General features: G+C 64.9%; 26 protein-coding genes and 1 tRNA gene. 13 read left to right on the top strand and 14 right to left on the bottom strand.

Translation table 11 applies throughout. The features are described from left to right. Positions 1-25 precede the first annotated feature (25 nt). Positions 26-1,330, top strand: coding sequence for an MATE family efflux transporter (locus AC1RQK_RS24775; RefSeq protein ID WP_492811689.1), 1,305 nt, complete (start codon positions 26-28; stop codon positions 1,328-1,330). A gap of 28 nt (positions 1,331-1,358) precedes the next feature. On the opposite strand, the gene AC1RQK_RS24770 is transcribed toward AC1RQK_RS24775, so the two are convergent. Further along, entirely contained in the window at positions 1,359-1,580 is a 222-nt protein-coding gene (locus AC1RQK_RS24770; protein ID WP_492811627.1) for a hypothetical protein, read from the bottom strand. 514 nt (positions 1,581-2,094) lie between these two features. On the opposite strand from AC1RQK_RS24770, the gene AC1RQK_RS24765 reads away from it, so the two are divergent. After that, a complete protein-coding gene (locus AC1RQK_RS24765; RefSeq protein WP_492811625.1) occupies positions 2,095-3,228 on the top strand; it encodes a metallophosphoesterase in 1,134 nt (377 codons plus the stop codon). A 737-nt stretch (positions 3,229-3,965) separates the two neighbouring features. Here the strand turns inward: AC1RQK_RS24765 and ettA are convergent. Together ettA and AC1RQK_RS24755 are read right to left on the bottom strand one after the other, a co-directional pair. After that, positions 3,966-5,633, bottom strand: coding sequence for an energy-dependent translational throttle protein EttA (gene ettA, locus AC1RQK_RS24760; protein WP_006159698.1), 1,668 nt, complete (start codon positions 5,631-5,633; stop codon positions 3,966-3,968). A 64-nt stretch (positions 5,634-5,697) separates the two neighbouring features. Beyond that, on the bottom strand, positions 5,698-6,465 hold the full coding sequence (locus AC1RQK_RS24755) for a FadR/GntR family transcriptional regulator (RefSeq protein WP_492373484.1): 768 nt from the start codon (positions 6,463-6,465) through the stop codon (positions 5,698-5,700). 324 nt (positions 6,466-6,789) lie between these two features. Here AC1RQK_RS24755 and AC1RQK_RS24750 point away from each other — a divergent pair, with 324 nt between their 5' ends. From AC1RQK_RS24750 to AC1RQK_RS24720, 7 genes are all read left to right on the top strand, one after another. Then, a complete protein-coding gene (locus AC1RQK_RS24750) occupies positions 6,790-8,523 on the top strand; it encodes an IlvD/Edd family dehydratase (RefSeq protein ID WP_492811622.1) in 1,734 nt (577 codons plus the stop codon). 98 nt (positions 8,524-8,621) lie between these two features. Next, entirely contained in the window at positions 8,622-9,794 is a 1,173-nt protein-coding gene (locus AC1RQK_RS24745; RefSeq protein WP_492811620.1) for an ABC transporter ATP-binding protein, read from the top strand. Beyond that, positions 9,791-11,113 carry an ABC transporter substrate-binding protein gene (locus tag AC1RQK_RS24740; RefSeq protein ID WP_492811618.1) on the top strand — a complete coding sequence of 441 codons (1,323 nt, stop codon included), beginning with the start codon at positions 9,791-9,793 and terminating at the stop codon, positions 11,111-11,113. The genes AC1RQK_RS24745 and AC1RQK_RS24740 overlap by 4 nt, the downstream gene beginning before the upstream one ends. Positions 11,114-11,190: 77 nt before the next feature. Next, a complete protein-coding gene (locus AC1RQK_RS24735) occupies positions 11,191-12,090 on the top strand; it encodes a carbohydrate ABC transporter permease (protein ID WP_043350082.1) in 900 nt (299 codons plus the stop codon). Next, complete coding sequence (locus AC1RQK_RS24730) at positions 12,087-12,974, top strand: carbohydrate ABC transporter permease (protein WP_492373480.1); 888 nt, start codon at positions 12,087-12,089, stop codon at positions 12,972-12,974. The genes AC1RQK_RS24735 and AC1RQK_RS24730 overlap by 4 nt, the downstream gene beginning before the upstream one ends. A gap of 121 nt (positions 12,975-13,095) precedes the next feature. Next, the gene (locus AC1RQK_RS24725; protein WP_043350086.1) at positions 13,096-13,320 is read left to right on the top strand and encodes a hypothetical protein; all 225 of its coding nucleotides are present in this window, start codon (positions 13,096-13,098) and stop codon (positions 13,318-13,320) included. 59 nt (positions 13,321-13,379) lie between these two features. Continuing rightward, positions 13,380-13,874: a M48 metallopeptidase family protein gene (locus AC1RQK_RS24720; RefSeq protein ID WP_150985760.1), complete on the top strand. Its 495-nt coding sequence runs from the start codon at positions 13,380-13,382 to the stop codon at positions 13,872-13,874. Between the two features lie 19 nt (positions 13,875-13,893). Here the strand turns inward: AC1RQK_RS24720 and AC1RQK_RS24715 are convergent, their stop codons facing one another. Then, positions 13,894-14,271: a hypothetical protein gene (locus AC1RQK_RS24715; RefSeq protein ID WP_492373479.1), complete on the bottom strand. Its 378-nt coding sequence runs from the start codon at positions 14,269-14,271 to the stop codon at positions 13,894-13,896. A 2-nt stretch (positions 14,272-14,273) separates the two neighbouring features. After that, entirely contained in the window at positions 14,274-15,287 is a 1,014-nt protein-coding gene (locus tag AC1RQK_RS24710) for a tripartite tricarboxylate transporter substrate binding protein (RefSeq protein WP_492373478.1), read from the bottom strand. Between the two features lie 98 nt (positions 15,288-15,385). Here AC1RQK_RS24710 and AC1RQK_RS24705 point away from each other — a divergent pair, with 98 nt between their 5' ends. The 3 genes from AC1RQK_RS24705 (at position 15,386) to AC1RQK_RS24695 (ending at position 18,093) form a co-directional block, all read left to right on the top strand. Further along, on the top strand, positions 15,386-16,345 hold the full coding sequence (locus AC1RQK_RS24705) for a LysR substrate-binding domain-containing protein (RefSeq protein WP_492811614.1): 960 nt from the start codon (positions 15,386-15,388) through the stop codon (positions 16,343-16,345). A gap of 150 nt (positions 16,346-16,495) precedes the next feature. Then, positions 16,496-17,500: a polysaccharide deacetylase family protein gene (locus AC1RQK_RS24700; RefSeq protein ID WP_492373476.1), complete on the top strand. Its 1,005-nt coding sequence runs from the start codon at positions 16,496-16,498 to the stop codon at positions 17,498-17,500. 44 nt (positions 17,501-17,544) lie between these two features. Beyond that, positions 17,545-18,093, top strand: a complete 549-nt coding sequence (locus AC1RQK_RS24695) for an ester cyclase (RefSeq protein WP_492811612.1) — start codon at positions 17,545-17,547, stop codon at positions 18,091-18,093. 35 nt (positions 18,094-18,128) lie between these two features. Here AC1RQK_RS24695 and AC1RQK_RS24690 read toward each other — a convergent pair whose 3' ends face one another. The 8 genes from AC1RQK_RS24690 to petA all read right to left on the bottom strand — a co-directional run bounded on the left by AC1RQK_RS24690 (position 18,129) and on the right by petA (position 25,211). Further along, positions 18,129-19,451, bottom strand: a complete 1,323-nt coding sequence (locus tag AC1RQK_RS24690; protein WP_492373474.1) for a PQQ-dependent sugar dehydrogenase — start codon at positions 19,449-19,451, stop codon at positions 18,129-18,131. A 247-nt stretch (positions 19,452-19,698) separates the two neighbouring features. Next, entirely contained in the window at positions 19,699-20,556 is an 858-nt protein-coding gene (locus tag AC1RQK_RS24685) for an endo alpha-1,4 polygalactosaminidase (RefSeq protein ID WP_492811687.1), read from the bottom strand. 283 nt (positions 20,557-20,839) lie between these two features. Further along, positions 20,840-20,915, bottom strand: a tRNA-Thr gene (locus AC1RQK_RS24680). A gap of 61 nt (positions 20,916-20,976) precedes the next feature. Continuing rightward, the gene (locus AC1RQK_RS24675) at positions 20,977-21,474 is read right to left on the bottom strand and encodes a ClpXP protease specificity-enhancing factor (protein WP_150985693.1); all 498 of its coding nucleotides are present in this window, start codon (positions 21,472-21,474) and stop codon (positions 20,977-20,979) included. Positions 21,475-21,537: 63 nt separating this feature from the next. Next, positions 21,538-22,149 (bottom strand): glutathione S-transferase N-terminal domain-containing protein, encoded by a 612-nt coding sequence (locus tag AC1RQK_RS24670; RefSeq protein WP_006159674.1) that lies wholly within the window; start codon positions 22,147-22,149, stop codon positions 21,538-21,540. Positions 22,150-22,406: 257 nt separating this feature from the next. After that, positions 22,407-23,150: a cytochrome c1 gene (locus AC1RQK_RS24665; RefSeq protein ID WP_492373472.1), complete on the bottom strand. Its 744-nt coding sequence runs from the start codon at positions 23,148-23,150 to the stop codon at positions 22,407-22,409. A 37-nt stretch (positions 23,151-23,187) separates the two neighbouring features. Continuing rightward, positions 23,188-24,591: a cytochrome b gene (locus tag AC1RQK_RS24660; RefSeq protein ID WP_441637817.1), complete on the bottom strand. Its 1,404-nt coding sequence runs from the start codon at positions 24,589-24,591 to the stop codon at positions 23,188-23,190. Positions 24,592-24,593: 2 nt separating this feature from the next. Then, positions 24,594-25,211, bottom strand: coding sequence for a ubiquinol-cytochrome c reductase iron-sulfur subunit (gene petA / locus AC1RQK_RS24655; RefSeq protein WP_267604528.1), 618 nt, complete (start codon positions 25,209-25,211; stop codon positions 24,594-24,596). Between the two features lie 212 nt (positions 25,212-25,423). Here petA and mscL point away from each other — a divergent pair, with 212 nt between their 5' ends. Further along, entirely contained in the window at positions 25,424-25,855 is a 432-nt protein-coding gene (gene mscL, locus AC1RQK_RS24650) for a large conductance mechanosensitive channel protein MscL (protein ID WP_441637936.1), read from the top strand. A gap of 53 nt (positions 25,856-25,908) precedes the next feature. On the opposite strand, the gene AC1RQK_RS24645 is transcribed toward mscL, so the two are convergent. Then, a complete protein-coding gene (locus tag AC1RQK_RS24645; RefSeq protein ID WP_492373471.1) occupies positions 25,909-26,655 on the bottom strand; it encodes a Nif3-like dinuclear metal center hexameric protein in 747 nt (248 codons plus the stop codon). Between the last annotated feature and the right edge of the window lie 13 nt (positions 26,656-26,668).

Raw genomic sequence — 26,668 nt, 5'->3', positions numbered from 1 at the left:
CATTGCCACCCACGCACACCCGCTGATGCGCGAACTGATGCGCCGCATCCTGCTGCTGGCCGCGCCCACCAGCCTGATCGCCTTCCTGCAGGCAGGCGCGCAACTGATCGAGACCTGGCTGGCGGCGCGCCAGGGCACGGCGGCGCTGGCGGGCTGGGCGGTAGTGCTGCCGTTTGCCTTGCTGCTGCAGCAGATGTCCACCGGCGCCATGGGCGGTGGCGTGGTGGCGGCCATCGCCCGCGCGCTGGGCGCGAACAAGCGCGAGGAGGCCTCGTCGCTGGTGCTGCACGCACTCATCATCGCGGTCACGGCGGGGCTGGCGTTTGCCGTGGCGATGGCCGGCTTCCCGCGCGCCGTCCTGGGCGCGGTGGCGGGGCAGACCGCGGCGGACGCGGCCGCCACGTATGCCATCTGGCTGTTCGGCGCCGGCGCGGTGCCGGCCTGGCTGGCCAACACGCTGGCATCGGTGCTGCGCGGCGGTGGCCGCCATGCGCTGGCGGCGCGGGTGCTCTCGCTGATGTGGATCGTCTTCCCGGCGCTGGCCTGGACGCTGGCCGAGCCGGTGGGCATGGGCCTGGCCGGTATCGGCGCGTCACTGGCGGCGGTGTCGTGGGCGGCGGCGCTGGCCATGGCCTGGGTGGTGCTGCGGGGCGGCGCGGGGTTCGTGCCGATGCTGCGCATCCGTCCGTCACGCGCGCTGTTCACACGCATCCTGTCAGTGGGGCTGGTGGCCTGCGCGCTGGCCTCGGTGGCCAACCTGTCCACGATCCTTGTGACCACCCAGCTGCGCCACTATGGCACCGCCGCGGTGGCCGCATACGGCATCTCGGCGCGGCTGGAGTTCCTGATGATCCCGCTGGCGTTCGGCGTGGGCTCCGCGCTAACCGCGCTGGTGGGGCGAGCAGTCGGTGCCGGCGACTGGGCCACCGCACGCCGCACGGCCTGGGCCGGCGCGCTGATGGCGCTGGCGGTGGCCGGCGCGGTGGGTGCGGTGGTGGGACTGGCGCCGGATGCCTTTGCCGGGTTCTTCACCAAGGATGCCGAAGTGGCGAGCATCGCGGCGCGCGCGCTGTCCTGGGTCGCGCCGGCCTTCGGCGGCTTCGGGCTGGGCATGGCGCTGTATTTCGCGTCGATGGGCGCTGGCCGCATGGGCTGGCCGATCGCGGCCGGCATCTCGCGCATCGCGCTGGCCGCCGGCGGCGGCTGGCTGCTGGCGAACGTCGCGGGCATGGGCCTGGACGGGCACTTCCTGGGCGTGGCGCTGGGCATCACCGCTTATGGCGTGGTGACGGCGTTTGGCGTGCGCGGCGCCAACTGGTCGACGCGCTGAGCCTGAGTGGGCGGCGCAAGCGACCCACTCAGCGCATCACGGCGTGCGCGTTGCCGCTCAACCCGGCATCCCTGACCTCGGTCGGCACCGCCGGCCATCCACCGCCCAGCGACTTGTACAAGGCTGCCGTGCCATTCAACACATCGACCTGTCCCTGAATGGCGGCGAGCTGCGCATCGAACACCTTCTCCTGCGCGGTGGTGACTTCGAGGTAGCTGGAGTTGCCGCCCTTGTAGTGCGCCCGCAACACGTCGGCCGCGGATATCCACCGCCTGACTGCTCTCCGTCTGTTCGACAAACTCGAAAGTGACCGGCGATTCCTGTGTCGCGGTCTTGATGATCTGCTCTGGCACCGCCCGCAGCGCCGCCGGCGGCACCTCGTCCTAGCCGCAGGTGGCCAGCAGCCACAGCAACGTGAGCGACAGCGCGCCGCCCCACAGCCAACCCGACGGGTTCATTTGCACCTGCGGCGGCTGCCGCAAGCATGCGCAACTGTTCATGCAAGTGGAACCACTGAGGTGGTGCAAGTAATTCAATCTGTCTTGCAAGCGACTTAAGTGCTTTCGGGCGCAGCTCACGCCCCTTGAATCTGCGGGCCGGGGGCCTCACGTACACCATCGATGCGCAAAACGGAAAAGCGGCTCAGCGCCGACAATTCCAGGACGCCCGCCACACTGTCACAGCGTCGCGGCGTCGCCGAAATGCTCTAAAACAATATCAATGCTGGAAGCATCCGGCCCCGACTCCCACACCCTGGAGGTGGCATGCCCCCTCGCACCACCGTTTTCGTCGCCGCCCTCGTGGTTGGCCTGCTCCACGGCTATATCGGCTTGCGCCTGTTACCCGACATGCCGGTATCCTTTGCCATCAAGGCGCTGGCCGTAGCGTGGCTGGCGCTGTCCTGGCCGCTGATTCCCGCAGGCCTGCTGGCGCGGCGCCTGGACCAGCCGTGGTCCGACGCGCTGACCTGGGTGGGCATGCTGGCCATGGGTTTCTTCTCTTCCTTGCTGATACTGACGCTGGCACGCGACGTCGTGCTGCTGTTGAGCGCGATGGCCGGCTGGCACCCGGCATGGCTGCTGCCCCGCTCCGCCGCCACGGTGCCGGTGCTGGCGCTGCTGGTCACCGTGATGGGATTTTTCAATGCGCGGCGGCTGGCGCAGGTGGTCGAGGTGGAAGTCCCCATCGCCGGCCTGCCTGACTCGCTGCACGACTTCACCATCGTGCAGATCAGCGACATCCACGTTGGCCCCACCATCAAGCGCGCCTACCTGGAGCGCATCGTCGCCCGCGTCAACGGGCTGGCCCCGGACGCCATCGCCATCACCGGCGACCTGGTCGACGGCACCGTGCGCGAGCTGTCCCGGCACACGGCCCCGCTAGGCAACCTGAAGGCCCGCCATGGCACCTACTTTGTCACCGGCAACCATGAGTATTACGCTGGCGCCGAGCCGTGGATCGCGGAGCTGCGCGGACTGGGCCTGCGCGTGCTGATGAACGAGCATGTGGTGATCGGGGAAGAGGAGGAAGCGCTGGTGCTGGCAGGCGTGACCGATTTTTCCGCCCACCGTTTCGACGAGAGCCACCGCAGCGACCCGGCGCGCGCGCTGCACGGCGCCCCGGCGGTGGTAGCCGCGCGCGTGCTGCTAGCGCACCAGCCGCGCACGGCGCCGGCTGCATCCACCGCGGGCTTCGACCTGCAGCTCTCCGGACATACGCATGGCGGCCAGTTCTGGCCCTGGAACCTGTTCGTGCCGATGCAGCAGCCTTATACCGCCGGGTTGAACCGGCATGAGGCGATGTGGGTGTATGTGAGCAGGGGGACCGGGTATTGGGGGCCTCCTAAGCGGTTTGGGGCGCCGTCGGAGATTACTAAGTTGAGGTTGGTGAGGAAGTGAAGGGGGGCTGCGGTTGCAGCGGCTTGACGTTGAGGGCTACGGCTTAACGTCAACTTCAACTGCAACCGCAACTACAACTGCAGTTTCACCACCCCTGCGGGGCGGCGCCTACTTTTTTGTCTTGCCAAAAAAGTAGGCAAAAAAGGCGCGCCGGATGGGGCGACACCCCCTCGGGATTTCACCAAAAGAGCGGCCGGGACCCAAACTCGCATCGCCTTAAGGCGATACTCAGACATGGGTCCCTCTTTTCCGCTCTTTTGGTGAAATCCCGAGGCGCCCCATACGGCCTTGGCACACCTTCACGGCTCGCTTCGCGTCGCGCACGGGTGTTTTCCGCCCCCAGGCGGGAAACACGGCAGAACCAGTGGTCGTGGGGATCAAACACCATTCGGTGTAGCCGTGATTTGCGCCCCCAGGCGGAAATCACCTGCCCGCGATGCGCAGCGAGCCGTCAGGGTTTTCATCTCCCGTTATGGGGCGCCTCGTCGTCGGGCGAAAAGAGCGGAAACGAGGAGGCCATGTTTGAGTATCGCCTTAAGGCGATGCGAGTTTGGCCTCCGGCCGCTCTTTTCGCCCGACGACGAGGAGGCTTTCGCCCCATCCGGGTCGCTTCTTTGCCTACTTTCTTGGCGAGACAAGAAAGTAGGTCGCCTCCCCGCAGGGGAGGTGAAACTGCAGTTGAAGTTGACGTTAAGCAGTTGCAGCTGAAGTTGCAGTTCAGAGCCCCCCAAATCCCCTTAACGAACAATAGGCTTATACCGAATCCGCTTAGGCTTAGCCCCCTCCTCACCCAGACGTCGCTTCTTGTCCGCCTCGTACTCCTGGTAGTTGCCCGGGAAGAATTCCACATGCGACTCGCCCTCGAAGGCCAGGATGTGGGTGGCGATCCGGTCCAGGAACCAGCGATCGTGGGAGATCACCATCACGCAACCGGCGAACTCCAGCAGCGCGTCTTCCAGCGCGCGCAGCGTTTCCACGTCGAGGTCGTTGGACGGTTCATCGAGCAGCAGCACATTGCCGCCGGAGATCAGCGTCTTGGCCAGGTGCAGGCGTCCGCGCTCGCCGCCCGAGAGCGTGCCCACGTGCTTCTGCTGGTCCGAGCCCTTGAAGTTGAAGCGGCCGATGTACGCGCGCGACGGCGTTTCGTAGCGGCCAACCGTCAGCACGTCGGCACCGCCGGAGATCTCTTCGAACACGGTCTTGCTGCCGTCGAGCGCATCGCGGCTCTGGTCCACGTAGGCCATCTTCACGGTCGGGCCGACCTTGATCTCGCCGCTGTCCGGGGTTTCCTTGCCGGTGAGCATGCGAAAGAAGGTCGACTTGCCGGCGCCGTTGGGGCCGATGATGCCGACGATGGCGCCGGGCGGCACCTTGAAGCTGAGGTCGTCGATCAGCAGGCGGTCGCCGTAGGCCTTGCTCACGCCGTTGAACTCGATCACCTCGTTGCCCAGGCGCTCACCCGCGGGGATGAAGATTTCCTGGGTTTCGTTGCGCTTCTGGTATTCCTGGCTGTTCAGTTCGTCAAAGCGCGCGAGACGTGCCTTGGACTTGGCCTGGCGGCCCTTGGGGTTCTGCCGCACCCATTCCAGTTCCTTGTGCAGCGCCTTCTGGCGGGCCGACTCGCTCGATTCTTCCTGCTTCAGGCGGGCTTCCTTCTGGTCCAGCCAGGAACTGTAGTTGCCCTTCCAGGGAATGCCGTGGCCACGGTCCAGTTCCAGAATCCACTCGGCGGCGTTGTCGAGGAAGTAGCGATCGTGGGTCACCGCCACCACGGTGCCGGGGAAGCGCGTCAGGAACTGCTCCAGCCATTCCACCGATTCCGCATCCAGGTGGTTGGTAGGTTCGTCGAGCAGCAGCATGTCGGGGCGCGACAGCAGCAGGCGGCACAGCGCCACGCGGCGCTTCTCGCCGCCGGACAAGTTGCCGACCTTGGCTTCCCACGGCGGCAGGCGCAGCGCATCCGCCGCGATCTCCAGCTGCAGCTCGGCGTTGTTGCCGTCGCTTGCCGCCAGGATGGCTTCGTACTTGGCCTGGTCCGCTGCCAGCGCGTCGAAATCCGCGTCCGGCTCGGCATAGGCCGCATAGATCTCGTCGAGCTTCTTGCGGGCTTCAAACACACCGCCCAGCGCGGCCTCCACCGACTCGCGCACGGTTTGCTCGGGATCGAGCTGCGGCTCCTGCGGCAGGTAGCCAATGTTCAGGTTGGGCATGGGCGTGGCTTCACCCTCGATTTCCTTGTCGAGGCCCGCCATGATCTTCAGGACGGTCGACTTGCCCGAGCCGTTCAGGCCCAGCACGCCGATCTTGGCGCCCGGGAAGAAGGACAGGGAAATGTCCTTGAGAATGTGACGCTTGGGCGGGACGATCTTGCCCACGCGGTTCATGGTGAAAACGTACTGTGCCATGCGGATCCGGGTGAAATTGGGGGGAATCGGCCAAGTGTAGCAAAGCCGGTCCGCACAAGGCCCTTCATGACGCCCCTGAGGACGCCTTCCTGGCACGTGGCGCGGCACCCGGCGTGCCGGCTGCGCGCTTGCGCGCACGGGTCAGGCTGGAGGTCAGGCGGCGGTAAGCGATGTCCATATGCCGCTGCATGACCGCGCGCGCCAGCTCCGGATCCTTGCGGCGCAGCGCCGCCAGCACTTCGCGATGCTCGGCGATGGCCTGGGCCCAGACCTCGGGCGTCTCGAAGTGGCTGTTCAGTTGATCGAACAGCGGCCCGAGGCGCAAGTCGAAGAGCCGGCGCACCACGCCCACCAGCACGCTGTTGCCGGTGGCTTGCGCCACCCGCACATGGAACAAGCGATCCGCATCGAGCGGCTTGATGCCGGCGGCGGCTTCGGCGGCCATCTGCGCGATGGCCTCCTCGATCGCATCGAACTGGGCCTTGCGCCCGCTCCGGGCCGCCAGCGCGGCGACCTCGCCTTCCACCAGGGCACGTGCGCGGATCAGCTCGAGCGGGCCTTCCTCGCCGGACAGGTCGAAGCCGGCGTCGACGGATGACGGCGGCTCGCACACATAGATGCCGGAGCCCATCCGCACTTCGATATAGCCCTCAACCTCGAGCGCGATCAACGCCTCGCGCAGCGATGGGCGGCTCACGCCGAGCTGCACCGACAAATCCCGCTCCGCCGGCAGGCGCGAGCCCACCGGAAACTCGCCGGCCCGGATCAGCGTGCGCAGCTGGGCGCTGATCTGGCGGTACAGGCGTTGCGGTTCGATCGAATGGATAGGCATGTGCAGCCCGAGCGTCTGGCGAAATTGGTTTGACCATTTGTCCAGCCGGCTGGAGTCTAGGCAGCACGCCAGCGAATGTCCAGGCGGATTCATCGCGCGCCGCAGCATGCGCAGCGGCATCGGTAAAGACCACTAATTGGTAATACCAGTTTACCTGTCCAGACTCGTGAACTAGACTCCGCTCACTCGGCATGCATGCGGCAAGGCAGTGCAATCGGTCGTGGGCATCCGTATCTGCAGCGCACAAGAAAGCGGGCATCAGCACACGTGGCGCCTACGCGCCAGCCGTCGCTACGCGGCCCCGCAAGAACGCAGGAGACCCGAGTGAACGACGACAAGCCGACGCCCCCCAAGCGCCGCAGCCAGGCCTGGTTTGGCCGCCTCGACCGCGATGGCTTCATCTATCGCTCGTGGCTCAAGAACCGCGGCATTCCTCACGACCAGTTCGATGGCCGTCCGGTCATCGGCATCTGCAACACCTACTCCGAGCTCACGCCCTGCAACTCGCATTTCCGCACACTGGCCGAACAGGTCAAGATCGGCGTGTGGGAAGCCGGCGGCTTTCCGCTTGAATTCCCGGTGATGTCGCTGGGCGAGACCATGCTGCGCCCCACCGCCATGCTGTTCCGCAACCTGGCCAGCATGGACGTGGAAGAATCGATTCGCGGCAACCCGATCGATGGCGTGGTGCTGCTGATGGGCTGCGACAAGACCACGCCCGCGCTGATGATGGGCGCGGCCTCGTGCGACCTGCCCACCATCGGTGTCTCCGGCGGCCCCATGCTGAGCGGCAAGTTCCGCGGCGGCGAGCTGGGCTCCGGCACCGATGTGTGGAAGATGTCGGAGGAAGTGCGGGCCGGCCAGATGTCGCAGGAGGACTTCTTCGAGGCCGAGAGCTGCATGCACCGCTCGCACGGCCACTGCATGACGATGGGCACCGCGTCGACCATGGCCAGCATGGTGGAAGCGCTGGGCATGAGCCTGCCCGGCAACGCGGCGATTCCCGCCGTGGATGGCCGCCGCAATGTGCTGGCGCGCGCGTCGGGGCGCCGCATCGTGGAGATGGTGAAGGACAACCTGGTGATGTCGAAGATCCTGACCCGGGACGCGTTCGAGAATGCGATCCGCGTCAACGCGGCCATTGGCGGCTCGACCAACGCCGTGATCCACCTGCTAGCCATCGCCGGGCGCATCGGTGTCGAGCTGAAACTGGAAGACTGGGATGCGTTGGGCCACGAGCTGCCGTGCCTGCTCGACCTGCAACCATCCGGGCGCCACCTGATGGAGGATTTCTACTACGCAGGCGGCCTGCCCGCGGTGATCCGCGAACTGGAATCGCTGCTTGCGCGCGACGCGCTCACCGTCAACGGCAAGACGTTGTGGGACAACTGCAAGGACGCGCCCAACTGGAACCGCGAAGTCATCCACGCCTTCGGCGCGCCCTTCAAGGCCAACGCCGGCATTGCTGTGCTGCGCGGCAACCTGTGCCCCGATGGCGCGGTGATCAAGCCGTCGGCCGCCACGCCGGCGCTGCTCAAGCACACCGGCCGCGCGGTGGTATTCGAGAACAGCGAGCACATGCACCAGCGGCTCGACGATGAATCGCTCGACGTCGACGAGACCTGCGTGCTGGTGCTGAAGAACTGCGGCCCGCGCGGCTACCCAGGCATGGCCGAAGCCGGCAACATGCCACTGCCGCCCAAGGTGCTGCGCAAGGGCATCACCGACATGGTCCGCGTATCGGATGCGCGCATGAGCGGCACGGCTTACGGCACGGTGGTGCTGCACGTGGCGCCCGAGGCCGCGGCCGGCGGCCCGCTGGCGCTGGTGAAGGACGGCGACGTGGTGGAGCTCGATGTGCCCATGCGCAAGCTGCACCTGCATGTCGATGAGGCGGAGCTGCAGCGCCGCCGCGCCGCGTGGCAGGCGCCCGCGCTGCCGATGGAGCGCGGCTGGACGCGCCTGTATGTCGAGCATGTGCAGCAGGCCAACCTGGGCGCCGACATGGATTTCCTGGTGGGCAAGAGCGGCGCCGCGGTGCCCAAGGACAACCACTGAGGCACGCTGTCGCGCCACGAATCACCACGGCAATCCAATCGCGGCGAACTGCCGCCCCCGGCACGAACGAGCATCAGCGGCTCACGGAGACACCACGCATGGCATCGGTCCAGATTCGCGGCATCCAGAAATACTTCGGCAGCACGCAGGTGATCCGCGGCGTGGACATCGATATTGCCGATGGCCAGTTCACCGTGCTGGTGGGGCCATCGGGCTGCGGCAAATCCACGCTGCTGCGCATGATCGCCGGGCTGGAGGAGATCACCACCGGCGAGATCGCCATCGGTAACCGCGTGGTCAACCGCCTGCCGCCAAAGGAGCGCGATATCGCCATGGTGTTCCAGAACTATGCGCTCTACCCGCATATGACGGTCTACGACAACATGGCCTTCTCGCTCAAGCTCGCCAAGGGCGACAAGGACGAGATCCGGCAGAAAGTGGCCAAGGCATCCGCCATCCTCGGCCTGGACAGTTTGCTGGAACGCTACCCGCGCCAGCTCTCAGGCGGCCAGCGCCAGCGCGTGGCCATGGGCCGCGCCATCGTGCGCGATCCGCAGGTGTTCCTGTTCGACGAGCCGCTCTCCAACCTGGACGCCAAGCTGCGCGTGCAGATGCGCGCGGAGATCAAGGAGCTGCACCAGCGCCTGCGCACCACCTCGGTCTATGTCACGCACGACCAGATCGAGGCCATGACCATGGGCGACCTGATCGTGGTGATGCGCGACGGCCGCGTGGAGCAGCGCGGCAAGCCGCTGGAGCTTTACGATCATCCCGACAACCTCTTCGTGGCCGGCTTTATCGGCTCCCCGGCGATGAACTTCGTGCCTGGCGTGCTGCGCCGCAGTGGCGGCGATGCCGCAGTCGAGTTTCCCGATGGCACGCGCCTGCCGGCACCTGCGCGCTTCGATGCCGCCGCCGGCACCGACGGCCAGCGCGTGATCTACGGCGTGCGGCCCGAGCACCTGATCCTGGGCATGCCGGGCCAGGGCCTGCAAACGCGCGTGTCGGTGGTCGAGCCCACCGGCGCCAACACCGAGATCTACTCCCGCTTCTGCGAGGCGGAGTTCATCTCGATCTTCCGCGAGCGCCATGACTTCGCCGCGGGCGACATCCTGAACCTGGTACCCGACCACCAGCACACGCATCTGTTCGATGCCGACTCGGGCCAGACGCTATTGCAGCGCGGCCCGGCGACACCGGCGGACAATCCGGGAAGCAGGCATGACCAGCACGGGGCGGAGCCCCTGACCACGGAGGAGACAAAGCGATGAGCACACCGAGCAACTTCACGAGGCGCGATTTCCTGGTGTCCACGGCGGCCGTTGCCGCCACCACGGCGATCGGCGGCCATGCCTTCGCCGCGCCGGCTGCACTGCAATACAAGCCGGAGGCCGGCGCCAAGCTGCGTGTGCTGCGCTGGAAGCGTTTCGTGCAGGGCGACGAAGACCTGTGGAACGCCAACACGAAGAAGTTCACCGAGCTGACCGGCGTCGAGGTACGCGTCGACAACGAAGGCTGGGAAGACGTGCGCCCCAAGGCCGCCGTCGCGGCCAGCGTCGGCAGCGGGCCGGACGTCATCGTGGGCTGGTTCGATGACCCGCAGCAGTACCCGGACAAGCTGGTCGACCTGACCGACCTGGCCACCTACCTGGGCGGCAAGTACGGCGGCTGGTACGACGTGTGCCGCAAGTACGGCACGCACAACGGCAAGTGGATCGGCCTGCCGCTGGGCGTGGTCGGCAATGCGCTGGTCTATCGCGAAAGCCACGTCAAAGCCGCTGGCTTCGACGCCATCCCGAAGGACCTTGCCGGCTTCCTCAAGCTGTGCCAGGGCCTCAAGGCCAAGAACACGCCGTGCGGCTTCGCGCTCGGCAAGGCCGTGGGCGACGGCAACAACTGGGCACACTGGCTGCTGTGGTCGCACGGTGGCATGCTGGTCGATACCAAGGGCAAGGTGGTGGTCAACTCGCCCGAGACGTGGGCCGCGCTGGAGTATGCCAAGCAGCTCTACGCCACCTTCGTGCCCGGCACGCTGTCGTGGCAGGACCCGTCCAACAACAAGGCCTTCCTCGACGGACAGATCAGCCTGACCGCCAACGGCATCTCGATCTACTACGCGGCCAAGAATTCGAAGGAACCCAAGCTGCAGGAAATGGCGCGCGACATCCAGCACGCGCACTTCCCCATCGGCACGCCCGGCAGGCCCACCGAGCTGATGCAGATCACGCAGATGATGCTGTTCAGGTATTCCAAGTTCCCGAACGCGGCCAAGGCCTACCTGCAGTTCATGATGGAGCCCGAACAGTACAACCCGTGGATGGAAGCCGCCATCGGTTACGTCAGCCAGCCGCTCAAGGCCTATGAGGCCAACCCGATCTGGACGGCCGACCCCAAGCACACCGTGTATCGCGACGCCGCCGCGCTGATGCTCGACAACGGCCACGCCGGGCCGCTGGGCACGGCCTCGGCCGCGGCCATGGCCGACTACATCGTGGTCGACATGGTGGCGGAAGCGGCCAGCGGCTCCAAGACACCCAAGGAAGCGGCGGCGCGCGCGGCGGAGCGGGCGCAGCGGTACTACAAGGCGTAGCTAGAAAGACAAGGGCGCGGCAGCACCGCCGCGCCCGCCGAGCCGAACCCTGCGAGGTGAGCCATGCGAGGTGAACCATGATTTCCCGCCTGTTGAACAACCGCCATGCGCTTGGGCTGCTGTTCATGCTGCCCACCGCGCTGTTGCTGCTGGTTTTCCTGACGTACCCGCTCGGCCTTGGCGTATGGCTCGGCTTCACCAACACCAAGATCGGCGGCACCGGAGAATGGATCGGTCTGTCCAACTACAGCTACCTGGCAGGCGACTCGCTGACGCAACTGGCACTGTTCAATACGATCTTCTACACGGTGGTGGCCAGCGTGGTGAAATTCGCGCTAGGCCTGTGGCTGGCGCTGCTGCTCAACAAGAACCTGCCGTTCAAGTCCTTCTTCCGCGCCATCGTGCTGCTGCCATGGATCGTGCCGACCGCGCTGTCGGCACTGGCATTCTGGTGGATCTACGACGCGCAGTTCTCCATCATCAGCTGGACGCTGGTCAAGCTAGGGCTGATCGATCGCTATATCGACTTCCTGGGCGACCCATGGCTGGCGCGCTTCTCTACCATCGCGGCCAACGTCTGGCGCGGCATTCCCTTTGTCGCCATCTCGCTGCTGGCTGGCTTGCAGACGATCTCGCCCACGTTGTACGAGGCCGCGTCCATCGACGGCGTCACGCCATGGCAGCAGTTCCGCTATGTCACGCTGCCGCTGCTGACGCCGATCATCGCAGTAGTGATGACCTTCTCGGTGCTGTTCACGTTCACCGACTTCCAGCTGATCTATGTGCTCACGCGCGGCGGCCCGCTCAACGCCACGCACCTGATGGCCACGCTGTCGTTCCAGCGCGCGATTCCCGGCGGCTCGCTGGGCGAAGGCGCGGCGATCGCCACGATGATGGTGCCCTTCCTGCTGGCCGCCATCCTGTTTTCATACTTCGGCCTGCAGCGGCGCGGCTGGCAACAGGGAGGCGACAAATGAAAGCGACGGCCGCAGCGCAGCAGCAGGACACCGCGCAGGGAATGGATTACCTGCAATCGATGCCACGGCGCTGGGTAACCATCTACATCCCGCTAGGCATCTTCGTCTTCGTGCTGCTGTTCCCCTTCTACTGGATGGCGATCACTGCCTTCAAGCCGGACGGCGAACTCCTGATGCGCAGCGCCAACCCGTTCTGGGTGATGGCACCCACGTTCGCCCACTTCAAGAAGCTGCTGTTCGACACCCCCTACCCGGAGTGGCTGCTCAATACCGTGATCGTCTCCACGATCTCCACCTTTGCCTCGCTGGCCGCCAGCGTGCTGGCCGCGTACGCCATCGAGCGGCTGCGCTTCCAGGGCGCGAAGCAGGTAGGCCTGGCCATCTTCCTGGCCTACCTGATCCCGCCCTCGATCCTGTTCATCCCGCTGGCATCGATCGTGTTCCAGCTCGGCCTGTTCGATACACGCTGGGCGCTGATCCTCACCTACCCCACCTTCCTGATCCCGTTCTGCACCTGGCTGCTGATGGGCTACTTCCGCTCCATCCCTTACGAGCTGGAAGAGTGCGCGCTGATCGACGGCGCCACGCGCTGGGAAATCCTGGTCAAGATCATCCTGCCGCTGGCCGTGCCGGGGCTGATCTCGGCTGGCATCTTTGCCTTCACGCTGTCGTGGAACGAGTTCATCTACGCGCTGACCTTCATCTCCTCGTCGGAGGTGAAGACGGTGCCGGTAGGGATCGTCACCGAGCTGATCGAAGGCGACGTCTACCACTGGGGCGCGCTGATGGCGGGCGCCTTGCTGGGCTCGCTGCCGGTGGCGCTGGTGTACTCGTTCTTTGTGGAGTACTACGTGTCGGGCATGACGGGCGCGGTCAAGGAATAAGCGCATGGCGGCAGCCAGGACGCGTGGGGCCTTGGCAGGCTAAAATGCAAGGTTCTCCTGCCGCGAGCCAGCGCGCCCGGCAATGTCGCATTCGAATCACTCCGCCTCCAAGCCCGATCCCATGAGCAAACCCGCCCGCACCCTCACCTTCAAGTGCAAGAAGTGCACCAAGCCCGTCACGCTATTCCTGCAGAAGGTGTCCGCCTGCTCGCACATCACGCCGTACCAGGGCTTTTGCAAGTGCGGTGAAATGGTGCGCCACGCCACCGGCGACAAGGACGCCGTGGAGTCCTTCGTCAGCTCGGTCGACGGCAGCTGGGCCCACCATCACCACCATCACCATTGAGCACCCGTAGCACCCCCGCCCCCACCAGCGAGACCTGGCGCCCCGGCGTCAAGGATCCGCTGCGCTTCCTCGCCGCGTATCCCGACGGCGTGCTCGACCAGGTGCGCCAGATGGTGGCCGCCAATCGCCTGGGCGAACACCTGGCGAAGAAATATCCCGCGCGGCACACCGTGCAGACCGACCGCGCGCTGTACGACTTCACCGCCGAGCTGAAGCAGGAATTCCTGCGCACCGCGCCGCCAATCCATAAGGTCGCGTTCGACGCCAAGATCGACGTGGTCCATCGCGCGCTCGGGCTGCACACCGCCATCTCGCGCGTGCAAGGCGGCAAGCTCAAGGCCAAGAAGGAAATCCGCGTGGCGTCGCTGTTCAAGGAAGCACCGCCCGAGTTCCTGCGCATGATCGTGGTGCACGAGCTTGCACACCTGAAGGAGAGCGATCACAACAAGGCGTTCTACCGCCTGTGCGAATACATGGAGCCGGCGTACCACCAGCTGGAGTTCGATACGCGCCTGTTTTTGGCGTGGCGCGAGCTGGAGGCTGCGCAGGGCTAAGCCCCTCTCCTCTCAATCCTCAATCAGCACCGGGGCTCACCACCACTGTCTTCCCATACGTCCCCGGTGCCGCCAGGCGATGCAGCACGCACACCTGCACGTTGCCAGCGAAAGCGGCCTGCCTGACGGCTGCCGCCGTATGCGCCAGCACAACTGCGGCCATGGCAGCCTGCTCTGGCTCCGGACGCGCGTTGGTCATCACGAGGTGCGTCACGACGAAGCCGGCTTCGGGGTCGTCACCTGTCAGCGCCACTTCCGCCACCAGCAAGCGGCTCTTGAGATCGGCCAGTTGCGCGTAACCGTGGCCGGCGAGCTCGCGGTGCACGCCGGCGAACACCTGCGCGAAATCGATCCTGTCGGCGAGTTGCCGTGTGGTTTCCGTAATCAGGTGCGGCATGATCAGTCCGGTTTCACCGAGGCGGAGGATACGGCGCGGGTCCAGCTCGTTTGCGCCTGCGACAGGAACTGGCGGAAGCCGGCAGGATCGAGCGGCCGGGCTTCCACGCCAAGCGCCAGCAGGCGTTCCTGCATCTGCTTGTCGGCAAGCACCGCATTCAGCTCGCGATTGAGCCGGTTGAGGATATCGCCCGGCAGCTTGCCCGGCGCCATGATTCCGTACCACGGCGCCGCATCGAAATCGCGTACGCCCTGCTCGCGCATGGTGGGCACGCCGGGCAGCAAGGCGGAGCGCCGCGCGCCGGTCTGTGCCAATGGCACCACCGTGCCGGCCTTGATATGCGGCATCAGCAGCACGGGGCTGTCGAACATCAGTGCAATCTGCCCGCCCAGCAAATCGTTGATGGCCGGGCCCGACCCCTTGTAGGGAGAGTGCAGCAGGCGCGCACCGGTCGCCTGCGAGAACATCGCCCCGATGATGTGCTGGGGCGTGCCGTTGCCCGCCGAGCCGTAGGCGATGGTGTCGGGCGCCGCGACGGACGCGCGCACCAGCGCGGGCACGGTATCGAAGCGCTGCCCGCGGGTGCCGGCCACCAGGATGAATGGCACCGCGCCGATCAGGCCTACGCCGGCCAGGTCCTTCGCCGGGTCGTAGGGCAGCGCCGGATATAGCGCCTTGCCGACCGAGACCGGCCCGACCGCGCCGAGCAACAAGGTATAGCCATCGGCCGGCGCCTTGCTGACATAGTCGCTGCCGATGGTGCCGCCCGCGCCGGGCCGGTTCTCCACCACCACGGATTGCTTCAGGCGGACCTGCAGTTCTTTCCCGATCAGGCGGGCGAGCGAGTCGGTGGTGGCGCCGGGCGCATACGGCACCACCAGGCGGATCGGGCGATCCGGATAGGCAGCGCTGGCGGCTGGCGCGAATGCCAGGCAGAGCGCTGCGGCTGCGAGCACGGGCGATAAAAAGGCGGGCAGCCGGCGGTTGCGCCAATTGGCACTGGAATGGCATGACATGGGGGTCTCCTGGTGTTTTCCATGTTGTGCGTGCATTCCAGCAGTTACGACATGCTCTGTAAAATGATGAATCGATTTTCAATTCATCACAGCAAATTATGAGATCAACGGCCACGCCCGAAGCCATGGACCTTCGCCTGGTTCGCAGCTTCATGGCCGTCGCCCGCCATGGCAGCGTGACCGCCGCGGCCGGTTCGCTGGGCCTGACGCAGCCGGCGTTGTCACAGCACCTGCGCATCTTCGCGCAGAGCCTGGGGGTGCCGCTGTTCGGGCGCGTGGGCCGCAAGCTGGAACTGACCGATGCGGGCAGGCAACTGGTGCTCGCGCTCGAACCCGTGCTCGATCAACTCGAACGGGTCATCGTATCTGCGGCCTCCCAGCACGGCGCGGTGGAAGGCACGCTGCGCATCGGCGCCACCCATACCTATCTTTCCGCGCTGGTGATGCCGGCCGTGCAAGCGCTGGTCGATGCGCATCCGGGGCTGGATATCCAGGTGTTTGAGTTTGCCGCCACCGAGGTCGACCGTTCCCTGCTCGACGGACAGATCGACCTTGGCCTGGCGTTCGCGAAGGATGCGCCAAAACGCATCGAACAGGTGCCGCTGTTCTCGGAAACGCTTGCCTTGATCGCACCCGGACACAAGCTGCCGCGCGAGCAGGAAACCGTGACCCTGGCGCAACTGGGAACGCTGCCCCTGGCACTGCTGCCCGAGCGCTTCGACATGCGCCGGCAGATCGACGCGGCCACGCAGGCCGCCGGCATCGTGCTGCGGCCCCGGCTGGAAGGCCCCAGCGTGGAAGCCTTGCTGCGCGCCGTGCTCGGCGGGCGCCTGTACACCATCGCCAGCCCGCTGGCACTGCATATCGCCGGCGCGCGGCGCAGCGGCAGCTTCGCCGGGCTAGCCTACGCACCGGTCGCGCATCCTGGCTTCCGCCGCACGGCCGCACTGCACCGGCGCCGCGGCCGGCCGGATAGCCCCGCCGCCACAGCCTTCATGGATACGCTGGGAAAGGTGATCCGGGACGCCGCCGGCAGCGGGTATCTCATACCTGGCTGACACGCCTGATGCCATCGCCCACCGTTTCGCGTCGCACGCCAATTAACAAACAGCATTTGAAATTGATAGATCCGAATAGATATTTATCAATCTTTGTTTGAATCATAAAGTCTGTACTCATGCAACCGCCGCAAGGCAAGGAAACCGAACATGAGTACAAACCACCCCATCAGACCGACGGCGCGCGCGCCGCGGAATCCGCGCCGCGACTTCCTGGGCAGCGCAGCTGTACTCACCGCCGCGCTGCCCCTGGCCGCGGCTACAGCCGGCGCCGCCACCACGCCACCCAGCCAGGCGCACCCGCAAGCCCGCACCGGCCGCACCCGGTTCTGGCCGGATGGCGCGCAACTCGTCATCTCCATCTCGATGCAGTTCGAAGCCGGCGCCCAGCCCGAGCGCGGCGCCAGCGGCCCCTTCCCTGCGCTCGACCCCAAGTATCCCGACTACCCGCTGCAGTCCTGGTACACCTACGGCGTGCGCGAAGGCATTCCACGTCTGCTGGACCTGTGGGACCGCACCGGTATCAAGGTGACCTCGCATATGGTGGGGCAGGCGGTCGAGCGCCATCCGGAACTGGCGCGTGAAATCGTCGCGCGCGGGCACGAAGCCTCGGGCCATGGCCAGACCTGGGAGCCGCAATACAGCATGAGTGCCGAAGCGGAACGCGCCAGTTACGTGCAGAGCATCGACACCATCCAGCGCGCCACCGGCACGCGCCCCCTCGGCTTCAACGCCTTCTGGATGCGCGGCTCGCCCAATACGCTGCCGATCCTGCAGTCGCTCGGTTTCCTCTATCACATCGACGACCTCAGCCGCGACGAGCCATCCGTGCTGCAGGTAGGCGGCAAGCCGTTCGCCGTGGTGCCCTACACCGTGCGCAACAACGACATCGTGCGCTTCGACTCGCCATCGACCACGGCCGAAGACCTGCTCGGCGAGCTGAAAGCGGAGTTCGATGTGCTCTACGCGGAAGGCGCCCACCGCCGCCGCATGATGTCCATCAGCACGCACGACCGCATCTCAGGTTCCCCGGCACGCGTGCGGGCGCTCGACGCATTTATCCGCTACGCCCAGGGCCATGCCGGCGTGACCTTCATGCGCAAGGACGACATCGCCCGCTTCGCGCTCGGCGCGAGCGGCGTGCCGGCGGCATAAGCCAGGGCAAAACCACGAACATACAGAACGAGTTACAAGCCGACATGAACAACGCAAGCCTCACGCCAGTACGCGCATTCGTCGCCGCCCTCGGCATCGCCCTGTTGCCGCTATCGCAAAGCGCCGCCGCTGCCGGCGACGAACTGGTCCACCCGCAGCACCTGGCCCAGGGCGCGGACCCGCCATCCGCCGCAGCCGCGCTTCTCGCCGCCCGCCGCTACGCCACCTTCTGGCACACCGGCGACGAACGCTACGCCACGCTCGCACTCGCCCCGGACTTCACCGACCGAACGCTGCCGCCCGACCGCGAGCAAGGCCTGCGCGGCCCGTTGCAGGCCTCCAGGGGATTCCGCGCCGCGGTACCGGATCTCAGCGCGGAAATGGAAGACGTAGTCATCGCCGGCGACCGGGTCGCGGTCCACCTGCGCTTTCGCGGCCACTTCACCGGGCAGTTCGGCGACAGCAAGGGCCAGGGCCAGCAGATCGACTTCCAGGCCTTCGACCTGTACCGGGTGGCAAACGGCAAGATCGTGGAGAACTGGCATCTGGAGGACAACCTGGGCCTGCTCAGGCAGATGGGGGTGAGCAAGTAGGTATTGGGCCGCAACATGCGCGGTGCGTGGCGGCACTACTTCGCCGCCGTCACCCGCCAAACCACATTGCCGACATCGTCGGCAACCAGCAGCGCCCCGCGCTTGTCGATGGCAACGCCCACCGGGCGGCCTTGCGCGTCGCCGTCCTGCGTCAGGAAACCGGTCAGCACGTCGAGCGGCTCGCCAGCCGGCTTGCCGTTGGCGAACGGCACGAAGATCACCTTGTAGCCGCTGCGCGGATTGCGGTTCCACGAGCCGTGCTGGCCGACGAACATGCCGTTGCGGAAGCGGGAAGGCAGCGCGTTGCCTTGCGCCGATGCCAGGCCGAGCGACGCGGTATGCGGGCCGACGGCGTAATCGGGCGCAATGGCCTTGGCCACCATCTCCGGCTGTTGCGGCTTCACGCGTGCGTCCACATGCTGGCCGTAGTAGCTGAAGGGCCAGCCGTAGAAGGCGCCGTCTTTGACCGAGGTGATGTAATCCGGCACGAGGTCGCTGCCGATCTCGTCGCGCTCGTTCACCGCAGTCCATAGCGCGCCACTGTCGGGCTCCCAGGCCATGCCGTTGGGATTGCGCAGGCCGCTGGCAAACACACGGTGCGCGCCGGTCTTGGGATCGACCTCCCAGATGGCGGCCCGCCCTTCTTCCTTGTCGAGGCCATTCTCGCCAACGTTGCTGTTGGAGCCGACGGTGACATAGAGCTTGCTGCCGTCCTTGCTGGCGATGATGTTCTTGGTCCAGTGGTGATTGATGGCGCCGGCCGGCAGGTCCACCACCTTCACGCCGGGCGCGGTGATCTCGGCCTGCCCCGGTTGATATGGGAAGCGCAGCACGGCATCCGTATCCGCCACGTAGAGATCATTTCCCACCAGCACCATGCCGAAGGGCGAATGCAAGTCCTTGAGAAATACGGAGCGCGCATCCGCGACGCCATCGCCATTGGTGTCGCGCAGCAGCGTGACGCGATTGGCGCTTGGCACGCCGGCGCCCGCGCGTTTCATCATCTGCGTCATGACCCAGCCCCGGATGCCCTTGCCGTCATCCGCCTTGGCCGGCGCATTGGTTTCAGCCACGAGCACGTCGCCATTGGGCAGTACGTAGAGCCAGCGCGGATGGTCCAGCTTGTCCGCGAAAGCCACGGCGACGAGGCCATCCGCTGCCATTGGCTTCGCGCCGTCGGCCCAGCCAATGGCAGGCGCAACGCGCACCGTCGGCAGCAAGGTCTTGATTGGCGCCGGCAAGGCCGGGTTGAAACCCGTACCGGCGGACACTGGCAAGGTTGCGGTGTCGCCGCATGCCGTGAGGCCGGCCGCCATCAGCAGGCAAAGTGACAGGACAGTTAGACGCTGCACAGGCATGATCGGCTCTCCGCGGTAACACGCTTGATCGCTTGATAATGGCGTCGCCGCGCCCCACTGCGTCCACTATAGGACGCGCGCCCGGCAACCGCTGTCAGCATACTGGAATCGCGCTGTAGGACAGAGGCGATGCGCAGCAGGGACAAGCCAGGAAGGGGGGAGGAAAGGCTTAAGGCGCGGAACCCCGCCCGGGAGGGACCGGCGCCGGCCTGTGGCCAGCGCCGTCTATTCGTCGTGGCCACTCAGCTCAATCGCAAGCGTAGCGGAACGCGTCATCCAGGTTCAACGGGAGCACCAGTGTGCGAAGGTGCGCTGCCTGGGCCGAAGCGCACAGCGCGGCGCGCGTCGATGCTGTCTTGTACTTCGATGCGTACTCCACGTTGAATACCGCCTTGCCCTGCGCCGTGAACGGCTTGTAGCTCGCGCACTCGTTGTATTGGAAGCACTGCTCGTTCACCGCGAAATCGAAGTCAGTCGCCAGCTGCGAGACCTGGTCCACATCATTCTTCAAGCCCACGGCCAGGCCGCGCGCATGTGCCTGCGCCGCCAGGAAACGGTTGTAGTCCAGCTGCGTGGCCGCCGTCAGCGCAAAGCCCGGCTTATTGGTATAGCCATCCACGTTGTCCGGGTCCACGCCATCGCAGCCCTTGGACTTCGCCAGATCCATGCGCGCCTGCATGATCTGGCGCACGTTGGCCGAGCGCGTATCGAGCCAACGCTCGCCCGCCCATCCCGACAACGCCTTGCCCATATCCGCCGCGGCAAACTGTTTGAAATCCGGCCGCCAGTTCTCCGAGCTACCCGCCGAGAAATAGCAGACCACACGCTTGCCCTGCGCCTTCAGAGCATTGATGGTCGCCTGCGGCGTATCCACCAGGTCGATGTCGAAAACCTGCGCCGGGTAGCTCGTGTTGAGCGTACCCGTCAGCTGCAATTGCCATGTATCGGCTGCCGTCGGCATCCAGTGCGAGACCGCCAGCGTTTGCGCCGACGGCGCCAGGGTCGCGGCCGACGCATTCACCGCCGACACGGACTTGACGGAAGCATCCGACTCCGCCGACGAGCCATCGCCTCCGCAGGCCGACAGACAGGCGAACGAGGCCACCCATGCCATACGTGCAAGTTTCCGATTCACGGATGTGTTCCTTTTGGTTTGCTGCGGTCGGGGTGATGAGCTTGGGGTGATGAGACTGGGAAAGCCAGAACTCTGTAAGGTTGTCGGCTGGCGTGGGTAGACCTTGAAGGGTTTCGCGACAGGGGTAAGGTATTCGGGTTGGATGACGGGCGCAAGACGAGCGCAGGAACCGTTGCATTCGAGGCAGCGCGAAAGGTGTCCAGCCCAAAAAACAAAACGGGCTACGCAATTCGCGTAGCCCGTTCTTAAATTCTGGTGCCGGCTGCAGGACTCGAACCCGCCACCTGATGATTACAAATCAACTGCTCTACCTGATGAGCTAAGCCGGCATGTTTGGTGCAGACCGCGATTCTACTGCATGCGGCGCAAATTGACGATGCCTTCCTGTGCTTACTTCACGACCTTCAGCGAAGGTTTCTTGGCGCCAATGCGGGACACGGGCGGCGGCGTGGGTTCGTCGTCGCCGTTGTGGTCTTCGTTGGCTTCCGCGGTGACCAGCGGCTCGCTTTCGACCGAGGACAGCTTGGGTGGCGGGTTGTTCTCGCGCTCGGTTGCTGCCTGGGTCTCGGGCACGCTGCGTTCCACCGGAAAGGCCATGCCCTGGCCGTTTTCGCGCGCGTAGATGGCGAGCACATTCTCGATGGGCACATCGATCTTGCGCGAGATGCCGCCAAAGCGGGCGCTGAAGCCGATCCACTCGTTGCCCATGTCCAGGCCGCTGGTGGCGTCGAAGCTGACGTTGAGCACGATTTCGTTGTTCTTGACGAACTCGCGCGGCACGCTGGTGTTGGCGTCGACGAAGACGGCGATGTACGGCGTGAAGCCGTTATCCGTGCACCACTCGTAGATGGCGCGGATCAGGTAGGGCTTGGTGGAGGTTTCAGGCATTGTGCTTCCAGTGGCGCAGTCCGGCGGTCCGACGCGAGCTTGCCGCGTCGGACCAAAGCCGGTTTAGCGGCGCATCACCTTTTCAGACGGGGTGAGCGCTTCGATGTAGGCCGGGCGGCTGAAGATGCGTTCGGCGTACTTGAGCAGCGGCGCAGCGTTCTTCGACAGTTCGATGCCGTAGTGGTCCAGGCGCCACAGCAGCGGGGCGATGGCAACGTCGAGCATCGAGAACTCTTCGCCAAGCATGTACTTGTTCTTGACGAAAATCGGCGCGAGCTGGGTCAAGCGGTCGCGGATGGCGGAGCGGGCGCGCTCGTGGTTCTTCTCGGCGGCCTTGCCCTTTTCATTTTCGAGGGCGTAGACGTGCGTGAAGAGTTCCTTTTCGAAGTTGAACAGGAACAGGCGAGCGCGGGCGCGCTGCACCGGGTCAGCCGGCATCAACTGCGGGTGCGGGAAGCGCTCGTCGATGTACTCGTTGATGATGTTCGACTCGTACAGGATCAGGTCGCGCTCGACCAGGATGGGCACCTGGCCGTAGGGGTTCATCACCGAAATGTCTTCCGGCTTGTTGAACAGGTCGACGTCACGGATCTCGAAATCCATGCCCTTTTCGAACAGGACGAGGCGGCAACGTTGGGAGAACGGGCAGGTGGTGCCCGAATACAACACCATCATGGTTGGATTCCTTTGATGCGGGGTCGATTGACTGGATCGGTATTCTGGCAGAACCGATATAGAGAAAGCAAATTAGAGATTCTTGACGCACATTTAAGCGCGTTCGATACGCATTAAAGATGGCTTTGACGCACATCTATCCGACATTGCGCCTTCAGCCTATAAAGCAAAAGGGCTGGGGCGGGGTTGCTCTGCACAACACCCGCCCCAGCCCTCTCCCCATCAGACCCGCGGGCCTTCCGGGGTTTTATCGCGCTTTACTTGATGTCTTTCCAGTACGAAGCGTTCAGGCGCCAGGCGAAGACGGTGAACACGCCGAGGAACATCAGCACCCAGACGCCCAGGCGCTTGCGCTGGTTCTGCGCGGGTTCCGCCATCCAGTCCAGGAAGCCAACCAGGTCGCTCGTGGCCTGGTCGTACTCGAGCGTGCTCATCTTGCCCGGGGTGATCTGCTCGAAGCCGGCGAACTTGTGCACCTTCTCGCCGTGCTCTTCCACCTCGACGAACTTGGCGGCGCGCTGGCCTTGCAGCTCCCACAGCACGTGCGGCATGCCGACGCTCGGGAACACCAGGTTGTTCCAGCCCGTGGCGCGGTTGTCGTCACGGTAGAAGGTACGCAGATAGGTGTACAGCCAGTCGTCGCCGCGGGCGCGGGCGATCACCGACAGGTCCGGCGGCGTGGCGCCAAAGAAAGCCTTGGCATCCTTCGGCGGCATGGCGATGGTCATCATGTCGCCCACCTTCTCGCCGGAGAACAGCAGGTTCTGGCGGATTTGGTCGTCGGTCAGGCCGATATCCTTGAGGCGGTTGTACCGCATCATGGATGCGCCGTGGCAGTTCAGGCAGTAGTTGACGAACAGCTTGGCGCCGCGCTGCAGCGAGGAAAGATCGCTCGTTTGCACGGGCGCCGGCTCGAGGGGGTAGCCCCCTTCGTTGGCCATGGCGGGCGCGGCGGCAAAGCAGGCGCCGGCCAGCGCGAGAATCGAAAGCAGCTTTTTCATCTTTTGTCCTTGTGCTCTTGTCGGGGTAAGTCCGGGCTCAGTGCGGGTGGAACGTGACACGTTCCGGCACTTGCTTGAACTGGCCGACTCGGCTCCACAGCGGCATGGTCAGGAAGAAGGCGAAGTACAGCAGGGTTCCCAACTGCGACACCTTTTCACCCACCGGCGACGGAGGCTGTACGCCAAGGTAGCCCAGCACGATAAACACCACCACGAACACGACGAGAATGCTCTTGTGGAAGGACGGGCGATAGCGGATCGATTTCACCGGCGAGTGGTCCAGCCACGGCAGGAAGAACAGGATCACGACCGAGCCGCCCATCACCAGCACGCCCCAGAACTTGGCGTCGATGAAGTAGAAGCCCACGGCCAGGATCACGGCGATGGCAAGCGCGCCAACCTTGATGCGCGCGTCCTTGCTACGCAGGAACACCAGGCCAAGCAGCACCGCGAAGAACACCCACAGGATCGGCAGGAAGTTCGAGGTGGTGGCACGCAGCATCGAGTAGAACGGCGTGAAGTACCAGACCGGCGCGATGTGCGGCGGGGTCTTGAGCGGATCGGCCGGGACGAAGTTGTTCGACTCCAGGAAATAACCGCCCATCTCCGGGAAGAAGAAGATCACCGCGGAGAAGATCATCAGGAAGCCGCCCACGCCCATCAGGTCGTGCACCGAGTAGTACGGATGGAAGGGGATGCCGTCCAGCGGCACGCCGTTCTCGTCCTTCTTGGCCTTGATCTCGACGCCGTCCGGGTTGTTCGAGCCCACTTCGTGCAGCGCGATGATGTGCGCGACCACCAGGCCCAGCAGCACCAGCGGCACGGCGATGACGTGGAAGGAGAAGAAGCGGTTCAGGGTCGCGTCGCTCACGACGTAGTCGCCGCGGATGAACAGCGACAGGTCGCCGCCAATCACGGGGATGGCCGAGAACAGGTTCACGATCACCTGGGCGCCCCAGTACGACATCTGGCCCCAGGGCAACAGGTAGCCCATGAAGGCCTCTGCCATCAGGCACAGGAAGATCAGGCAGCCGAAGACCCAGACCAGCTCACGCGGCTTGCGGTACGAACCGTACAGCAGGCCACGGAACATATGCAGGTACACCACCACGAAGAAGGCCGAGGCGCCGGTGGAGTGCATGTAGCGCACCAGCCAGCCCCAGGGTACCTCGCGCATGATGTACTCCACGCTGGCGTAAGCCACGGGAATGCCGGCGGCGTTGAGCGTGCCGTCCGGCTTGTAGTTCATCACCAGGAAGATGCCGGTGACGATCTGGATGACCAGGACCAGCAGGGCGAGCGAGCCGAAGAAGTACCAGAAGTTGAAGTTCTTCGGTGCGTAGTACTTGGAAAGATGATCTTCCCAGAGTTGGGTTGCGGGGAAGCGTGCGTCGATCCAGCCAAGCAGGCCGGTCGTCTTTACTTGTTTTTCGGCCGCCATGGTCAAGCGTCTCCTTTTTCATCCTTGCCGATCACGATCTTGGTGTCGGACAGGAACTGGTACGGGGGTACGTCAAGGTTTTGCGGAGCCGGCTTGTTCTTGAACACGCGGCCAGCGAGGTCGAACGTCGAGCCGTGGCAGGGGCAGAGGAAACCGGGATCGGAGCCGAGCTGGGGATTGGAGCCGGAGCCAAAGGGGCCGGAGGGCGAGCAGCCCAGGTGGGAGCAGATGCCCACCACGACCAGCAGATCTTTGTGTTCTGCGCGGGAACGGGTTTCGTTCTTGCAGTACTCGGGCGTCTTCATGGTGAAGGGAACGTCCGAGTTGGGGTCGGCGACTTCGGCATCGGTTTTCTTCAGCGACGCGAGCATTTCCTCGGTGCGCTTCAGGATCCAGACTGGTTTGCCACGCCATTCAACGGTCATCATCTCGCCTGATTTCAGAGCGCTGATGTCGGCTTCTACCGGAGCTCCGGCGGCCTTTGCCTTCTCTGACGGCGCAAACGTACTGACGAACGGAACCGCTACCGCCACGCCTCCGATGCCGCCAGCGACTGACGTCGCAATCAACCAATTGCGGCGACCCTTATCCACGTTCTTCACGTTTTGCTGGTCACTCATTCCAAACCCCAGGGGATGTCAAATTAGATTTTGCGTCAACCGTAAATTGTACCTTAGGCACATGTGGCATTGAAAGGCGCACGGTGATTGCGCGACGTACGATAATCGGCCACAAAAAGGGCGATGTGGCCTGTACGCTTGCGTTACAGGCGGTGATGGGGCAGGCTTTTATCCTGACGACCGTTCAACGAAAGCAACACTGGGAGAAAAGCATGGGGATGATGTCGGAGTTCAAGGCCTTCGCAATGCGGGGCAATGTGGTCGACCTGGCAGTCGGTGTGATTATCGGCGCCGCGTTTGGCAAGATTGTCGATTCCGTGGTGAATGACCTGATCATGCCGGTGGTGGGCCGCATTATTGGCAAACTCGACTTCTCTAACCTTTTCGTGGTGCTATCCGAGCCGCCGGCGGGCGTGCCGCACACGCTAGACGCCCTAAAGAAAGCCGGCGTTCCCGTATTTGCCTATGGGAATTTCCTGACTATTCTGGTCAATTTCATCATTCTGGCTTTCATCATCTTCATGATGGTGCGCGCCATCATGAAGATGCGTGCCGCCGAACCGGCGCCAGCACCGGCCGCCACGCCCGAGGACGTGGTGCTGCTGCGCGAGATCCGCGACAGCCTGAAGGCACGCCAGCCCTGAGGCAATGCCGGGCGCGGCCAGCCGCCACACCCACCTCGCGGCACGGCCCGGAATCAAACCGGGTTGGGAATATCGATAAAGGTATGGCGCAGGCCGAATTGCTGCGCCAGGTGTTCGCCTAGCGACTGGATGCCATAGCGCTCGGTGGCGTGATGCCCCGCCGCCAGGTAGGCCACGCCGCTCTCGCGCGCCAGATGGGTGGTCTGCTCCGAGACCTCGCCGCTCAGGTAGGCATCCACGCCGGCTGCCACCGCCGCGTCGAAGTAGCCCTGGGCGCCGCCGGTGCACCAGCCCACGGTGCGGATCATCTGCCCAGGGTCGCCGATGGCAAGCGGCTCGCGGTTGAGCACGCCACCCACATGGGCGGCCAGCGCGGCGAGCGGCATGGATTGTGGCAAGGTGCCGGTCCAGCCAAGCTGGCCGTCTCCAAAGCGCCCGGTTGGGGTGAAGCCGAGCTGCAAGCCCAGCTGGGCGTTGTTGCCGAACTCGGGATGGTCGTCGAGCGGCAGGTGATAGGCGAGCAGGTTCACGTCGGCGCCTAGCAACCGCTTCAAACGCGCGTGCTTTTGCCCGATCACGCGGGCATCTTCGTTTTTCCAGAAGTAGCCGTGATGGACCAGGATGGCATCGGCGCCAGCCTCGATGGCGGCTTCGACCAGGGCCAGGCTCGCGGTTACGCCGGTGGCGATGTGCTCTACCTCGGGGCGGCCTTGCACTTGCCATCCGTTCGGGCAATAGTCTTTGTATCGAGGTACTTGAAGCAGGTCGTTCAAGTACAATTCAAGATCTTTTGTTTTCATATCCTGCCCAAAA

This window comes from Cupriavidus sp. GW822-FHT02D05 (assembly GCF_058802485.1).
The sequence above is the reverse complement of the archived record's forward strand: the minus strand, read 5'-3'. Positions and strand labels throughout refer to the sequence as shown.